8 protein-coding genes are annotated in these 6,096 nt (G+C 63.7%); 6 read left to right on the forward strand and 2 right to left on the reverse strand.

Annotated features, from left to right (window positions below; genetic code table 11):
* Window positions 1–68: 68 nt before the first annotated feature.
* The gene (locus AB5Y68_RS10035; RefSeq protein WP_039039614.1) at window positions 69–542 is read right to left on the reverse strand and encodes a DUF1097 domain-containing protein; all 474 of its coding nucleotides are present in this window, start codon (window positions 540–542) and stop codon (window positions 69–71) included.
* Between the two features lie 371 nt (window positions 543–913).
* On the opposite strand from AB5Y68_RS10035, the gene msrP reads away from it, so the two are divergent.
* Both msrP and msrQ read left to right on the forward strand, forming a co-directional pair.
* A complete protein-coding gene (gene msrP / locus AB5Y68_RS10040) occupies window positions 914–1,924 on the forward strand; it encodes a protein-methionine-sulfoxide reductase catalytic subunit MsrP (protein WP_039039613.1) in 1,011 nt (336 codons plus the stop codon).
* 91 nt (window positions 1,925–2,015) lie between these two features.
* Complete coding sequence (gene msrQ / locus AB5Y68_RS10045) at window positions 2,016–2,669, forward strand: protein-methionine-sulfoxide reductase heme-binding subunit MsrQ (RefSeq protein ID WP_039039612.1); 654 nt, start codon at window positions 2,016–2,018, stop codon at window positions 2,667–2,669.
* A gap of 10 nt (window positions 2,670–2,679) precedes the next feature.
* Here msrQ and AB5Y68_RS10050 read toward each other — a convergent pair whose 3' ends face one another.
* Window positions 2,680–2,928 carry a PepSY domain-containing protein gene (locus AB5Y68_RS10050; RefSeq protein ID WP_039039611.1) on the reverse strand — a complete coding sequence of 83 codons (249 nt, stop codon included), beginning with the start codon at window positions 2,926–2,928 and terminating at the stop codon, window positions 2,680–2,682.
* A 63-nt stretch (window positions 2,929–2,991) separates the two neighbouring features.
* Between AB5Y68_RS10050 and AB5Y68_RS10055 the strand changes: the two genes are divergently transcribed.
* The 4 genes from AB5Y68_RS10055 (at window position 2,992) to AB5Y68_RS10070 (ending at window position 6,010) form a co-directional block, all read left to right on the forward strand.
* Window positions 2,992–3,324 carry a PepSY domain-containing protein gene (locus AB5Y68_RS10055; protein WP_010675972.1) on the forward strand — a complete coding sequence of 111 codons (333 nt, stop codon included), beginning with the start codon at window positions 2,992–2,994 and terminating at the stop codon, window positions 3,322–3,324.
* 87 nt (window positions 3,325–3,411) lie between these two features.
* Window positions 3,412–4,068 carry a response regulator transcription factor gene (locus AB5Y68_RS10060; protein ID WP_005332666.1) on the forward strand — a complete coding sequence of 219 codons (657 nt, stop codon included), beginning with the start codon at window positions 3,412–3,414 and terminating at the stop codon, window positions 4,066–4,068.
* Window positions 4,069–4,099: 31 nt separating this feature from the next.
* Window positions 4,100–5,446 carry a sensor histidine kinase gene (locus AB5Y68_RS10065; RefSeq protein ID WP_010675971.1) on the forward strand — a complete coding sequence of 449 codons (1,347 nt, stop codon included), beginning with the start codon at window positions 4,100–4,102 and terminating at the stop codon, window positions 5,444–5,446.
* Window positions 5,447–5,548: 102 nt separating this feature from the next.
* Window positions 5,549–6,010 (forward strand): hypothetical protein, encoded by a 462-nt coding sequence (locus AB5Y68_RS10070; RefSeq protein WP_010675970.1) that lies wholly within the window; start codon window positions 5,549–5,551, stop codon window positions 6,008–6,010.
* Window positions 6,011–6,096 lie beyond the last annotated feature (86 nt).

The following is a 6,096-nucleotide window of genomic DNA, read 5'->3' on the forward strand; positions in this document are numbered from 1 at the left end:
CCGTCGATGACGGGCCGCCCCTCTGGTTTCCGACCGAATCGGTTACCTTGCCAGGCTCAGGCTCAGGCTCAGGCCGGGTCGCTGACGCCGTCGGTGGAGAGGGTCTTCTGGGAGAGCCAGAGGCCGCTCGCCTTCATCAGATAGCCAAACAGGGCGCCGATGATGAGGGAGGGCAGAATGAGCCGCCACTCGCCTGCGGCGCCGAAGGTGGCACAGCAACCGGCGAAGGTGCCGGGAATGTAGGCGAGCCACTGCTGCCTGGCCTGCACGCACATCAGGGTGGCCACCACCCCTGTCATCAGATAACCCGCCATGCCGGCCCCCCACCAGGTCTCCCCGTGGATCAGCAGGAGTGCCCACAGCATGCCGGTGGTGTTGCACAGCAAGGTCTGCAACAGCGCCTTGTAACCGCCACTCGAGGCGAAGTAGCTGGTGCAGCCGAGGAAGCCTACCCAGGAGATGAGACCGAGTGCGGCGGCCAGTCCACCCCAGACGGCGGAGAGGATCCCGGTCGTGATGGCGATGGCGAACAGTGGGCTCATGGCGTGACTCTCAGTGGTTGAATCCGGAAAAGGAGGCAGCCTACTCCGCGGTAGAGCGGCAGCAAGCGGGGGCCGGATTGTGTGTGATCCCGATCACTCTTTGCAACTCTGGAATACGCTTGCGCTCGCGAAAAAAATTCATTGGAGGCGCCGCAGACCTTGTTCCATAATTAGAGGCCCTGTCCTGCTCATGGAGTGAGTCTGATGGTGCCAAACGTGATCGTTCCTCTGCTGGTGTTCGTAGTGCTCTTCCTGGCCGGTACCATGGCCAAGGCACTGCCCCTTTACCAACTCATGTAATTCTGTGTGAAATAAAACTCGGCCGGGGCGGGTCTTATGGTTGTCAACCTCATCGTCCCGGGAGTTTTTTCATGTTGATCAAGCGCCGTACTTCTCATCACCCCACCGAACAGGATGTCACGCCGGAAACCGTCTATCAGGATCGTCGCCGCATCCTGAAAGGGCTGGGCCTGGGCGTCGGTGCCGCCACCCTGGCGTTTCCGGTGAAGGCCAGCCTGCTGGATCTCTTCGCACCGGACAAGCCGGCCACCGTGGCCCCCACCAGACCCCTCGACATCCGTGCCGCGACCCGGCCAGAGGGATTGATCCTCACCCCGGAGGAGAAGGCCACCACCCACAACAATTTCTACGAGCTGGGGACCGACAAGGGGGATCCGGCCCGCAACGGCCATTACCTCAAGCCCGAGCCCTGGACCCTGAAGGTGGAAGGGGAGGTGGCCAAACCCTTCACCCTGGATGTGTGGGATCTCATCAACAAGAGCACGCTGGAGGAGCGCATCTATCGGCTGCGCTGCGTGGAGGCCTGGTCCATGGTGCTGCCCTGGAGCGGCATTGCGCTGGCGGATCTGATCCGCCGTGCCGAGCCCACCAGTCGCGCCAAGTTCGTGGCCTTCGAGACGCTCTATGATCCGGAACAGTTACCGGGGCAGGCCTCCCGTGCCCTGGGGGGCGGCATCGATTATCCCTATGTGGAGGGCTTGCGCCTCGACGAGGCCATGCACCCCCTCTCCTTCCTCGCCATGGGGCTCTATGGCAAAACCCTGCCCGCCCAGAACGGGGCTCCCATCCGGCTGGTTGTGCCCTGGAAGTACGGCTTCAAGAGCATCAAGAGCATCGTCTCCATCCGCCTGGTGGAGGAGATGCCCCCCACCACCTGGAACCTGCTGGCGCCGAACGAGTATGGTTTCTATGCCAACGTCAATCCGCAAGTGGATCACCCGCGCTGGAGCCAGGCCAGCGAGCGTTTCATCGGCGAGGGGGGCATCTTCGGTGCCAAGCGCCAGCCGACCCTGATGTTCAACGGCTACGGGGACGAGGTAGCGTCCCTCTATCAGGGGATGGATCTGCGTAAATGGTATTGAGACTGACGCTCTGTCCGACTGATCTCTTGTCTCCTTCTCCCCTGGTGGGAGAGGGGATGAGAAGCGGGAAAAACATGACGGGAACTGCAATATGATGCCGAGACTGAAAACAGCCCATGTCAACGGCTTGCGGGCGCTGGTGCACCTTGGTTCGATCGGCTTTCTGCTCTGGCTGGGCTATGCCGTGCCAGCCGGGCTGCTGGGGGGGGATCCGGTCCAGGGGCTGACCCATTACCTTGGCAAGGGGGCCCTCCACCTGCTGTTGCTGACCCTGCTGGTGTCGCCGCTCGCCAAGCGCTGGCGCCAGGGGCAGCTCATCAAGCTGCGCCGCCCCCTCGGGCTCTGGTGCGCCGCCTGGGCGTCCCTGCACTTCATGGTCTGGCTGGGGCTGGATCTGCAGTTCGACTGGGGGCTGATTGGCGGCGAGCTGGTCAAGCGCAGCTACATAGTGGTGGGCATGGTGGCGCTGCTGCTGTTGCTGGCGCTCGGCATCACCTCGATCCCGGCCCTGTTGCGGCGCATGGGGCCTGCCTGGCAGAAGCTGCACAACTGGATCTACGGGGTGGCTCTGCTGGTGCCGGTACACTACTGGTGGTCGGTCAAGAGCGGGTGGCAGGAGCCCCTCATCTATCTGGTGCTGGCCTGCGCCTTGCTGTGGCCCCGTCGGGAAAAGCTGCTGCGCCCCTGGCGCAGGCGAGCGCAAGTGGCCGGGAGGGAGGCGGCGCAACAGTCGTCACGCCCATAGCAAAAGAGGCCTATTCGGCCTCTTTTTTGGTGATCTCGCCGGTGTTGGCATCGACCTGCAACTGGACGCGCTGATCGTCGGCATCCAGGGTATCGACCTCGAATTTCTCCCCTTCCAGCTCCACTTCCCGAATGTCGTGATACCCTTGTGCCAGCAACAACTTGACCAGTCCGGCCATGTCGAGACGTGTCTGCGCCGCCCAGCCAAAGGTGGAAAAGAGGCACAAGATCAGCAGGATACTGCGTGGGATCATATTCATTCCGGATTCATGGCTGGCACACTATAAACGGCATTATGTTAGGTTTTGAGAGATGAATCACCCATGAATAGCGCGCTGCCCCTGCTTGGATTGCTGCTGCCGATGCTGGTTCAGGCGGCCCAGCCGAACGAGGCCTTGCTGCAACAGGCGGTCAGCGAGGGGCGGGTCCGCCCTTTTCATGAGTTGATGGAGGTGGCCTCCCGCCTGCCGGTGCGCGTGCTGCGCGTCGATCTGGGTGAGGAGGATGGCGTCTGGCTCTACGAGCTCAGGCTCATCGACGAGGAGAACAGCGTCATCAAGGTGGGCTATCGGGCTGACAACCTGGAGATGGTGTGGCTCAAGGGCCACCATCTGGAGCGCCTGTTCGCTCCGCGCCCGCCCCCGGAAGAGGAGTAACGGCGTGAGTCCGCGAACCTGCCGTTGTCCGGTTCGTCCCCCCAACCGTTGCCGGTGCCGGCACAACCCTGTTTTGGATACCCATGTATGCGCATTCTGATAGTTGAAGATGAAAAGATCCTCGCGGGCCAGCTGGCGGAACAGCTGCGTCTGTCCGGTTTCGTCACCGATCTCTGCCACGATGGCAACGAGGCGGGCTTTCTCGGCGAGACCGAACCCTATGACGCCATCATCCTGGATCTCGGCCTGCCCGGTCGCGACGGCCTGAGCGTACTGAAGGAGTGGCGCAGCAAGGGGATGGACACCCCGGTGCTGGTGCTGACCGCCCGTGGCCAGTTGCATGAGAAGATTGAAGGGCTCAACGCCGGGGCGGACGACTACCTCACCAAGCCCTTCCAGGTGGCGGAGCTGGTGGCGAGGGTGCAGGCGCTGGTGCGCCGGGCGGCGGGGAACGCCAGCTCCATCCTCGAGATCGGTGGCGTGCGTCTCGACATGGCGGCTTCTCAGGTATGGTACGAAGGGACCCCTATCAAGCTCACCGCCCACGAGTTCCGGGTGCTGGGCTACCTGATGCAGCACAGGGGCAAGGTGGTGTCCCGCAGCGAGCTGATCGACCACATCTATGCCCAGGATTTCGATCGCGACTCCAACACCGTGGAGGTGTTCATCGGCCGCATCCGCAAGAAGACCCACGCCGATCTCATCGAGACGGTGCGCGGCCTCGGCTACCGGATCAACGAATGACGCGACCGCAACCGATGGCGGGGTGGGTTGAATGAGGCTGGTACGCACCCTGCGAGGTCGGCTGGTGGTGATCGCCATGGTCTGGTGCGGTCTCTTCCTGTTCGCCACCGGCTTCAGCCTGCAGACCATGATGCGCAACTACTGGCAGGAGGCGGAGGCCGATGGCTTGCGCCTGCAGCTCTACGATCTGCTCTCCCGCCTCGAGATCCAGCCGGACGGCATGCCGGTGGTCACCGAGCCTATGGCCGACCCCCGTTATCGCCAGCCCTACTCCGGCTACTACTGGCAACTGGAGCTGGGGGAGACGGTGGTCAGTCGCTCCCGCTCCCTGTGGGATGCCCATTTGAGCGCCCACGGCCTGAAGTCGGCCTTCGGCGATCCGGACCTCTTCGTCGGCAAGGGGCCCAACAAGGAGCCCCTGCTCATCATGACCCGTACCGTGCTGCTGCCGGGGTCTGATCGGGTCTTCACTCTGGTGATGGCCAAGGACAGCAGCGCCCTGACCCAGACCCTGAAGAAGACCCGCATCAGCCTGTTCCTCGGCCTCGGCTTCGCCGCCACCGGCCTGGTGCTCGGCTTCATGTTCCAGATCCTCTACGGCCTGCGCCCGCTGCACCTGCTGCGTCGCGAGCTGAGCCGCGTCCATCAGGGTCATCAGGAGGGATTCCGGCTGCGTTACCCCCTGGAGATCCAGCCGCTGGTGGAGGACATCAACCGCCTGCTGCACCACTATGGCGAGCTGCTGCAACGAGCCCGTTCCCACACCGGCAACCTGGCCCACGCCCTCAAGACGCCGCTCAGCATCATGCGCAACCAGGTGACCCAGTTGCCGCCGGAGGATCAGGCCGCCCTCGGCGAGCAGCTCGACCAGATCCAGCGCCACATCGACTACCACCTCGGCAAGGCGCGGGTGACCGGCGCCGCCAAGATCCTCGGGGTGTCGACCCCGGTGCGGGCACGGGTGGAGTACATCTGCCGCGCCTTCTCCCGCCTCTATCCCGGCAAGACGGTGGACTTGCAGGTGCCGGTCAATCTGGCGGTCGGGGTGGAGGAGCAGGACTTCGACGAGATGGTGGGCAACCTGCTGGAGAACGCCTTCAAGTGGTCCGCCAGCGAGCTGCGCATCTCCAGCGCCGAGCTGGGGGGCTGGATCACCCTGCGCATCGAGGACGACGGTCCCGGCATGAGCGAGGATCAGATCGCCAAGGCGGTGCTGCGGGGGGTGCGCCTCGACGAGAAGGTGCCGGGCTCGGGCCTTGGCCTCAACATCGTCTCGGATCTCGCGGAAGCCTATCGCGGCAGCCTCATCATGGGGCGGGCCGAGCTGGGGGGGCTCGCCGCTTCCCTCTCCCTGCCCAAGGTGGCCAGGGTCGAGTGATGGGGCGCCCCGTCGGGGGGCCCCTTTTGTGCCGCCGTGCTGGCAAGGGTGCGGCACCCGGCATAAGATACTTCTCTTGTTTCAGGTGTAGGAAGGGTAGCAATGACTGACGATCCTTGGGCTTTGTGCCATCTCGATGATTCGTTCGATGCCTCGGTGCTGGGCACCAAGGGGGCCCAGATCCAGTGGTTCGAGGACAGGGATGCCCTGATCCAGTTCCTGCTGGAGGACTTTGTCGACCTGCTGGCCGACGTGGGTGAGCTGGACGAGGATCAGACCGAGAGCGCCCGCGAGCGCTTCACCCTGCTGGTGGAGCAGAGCCTGGATGATCGCACCCTGATGGATGCTATCAACGATCTCGCCTCCGGCCTGCGCCGCATTGCCTGGCTGGGGCCCCTCTCCGAACTGGCGGAGTTGAGCGACGACTTCGCAAGCGGGCTGCGTGCCTTCTTCTGGAGCCAGTATGACGGTGACGAGGATGACCCCGAGGCCTGGGTGCCGGAAGATCTCTGGCCCCAGCTGGTGGAGTGTGCCGAAGAGTACATGGTGGAAGGAGACTTCTGAGCCACCTTGTCCCCACTCTGGCTGCAAGGCGGGTGGAGTGTGCCGAAGAGTACATGGTGGAAGGAGACTTCTGAGCCACCTTGTCC

Source organism: Aeromonas sp. R6-1, from assembly GCF_040908165.1.
GTDB lineage: Bacteria > Pseudomonadota > Gammaproteobacteria > Enterobacterales > Aeromonadaceae > Aeromonas > Aeromonas caviae.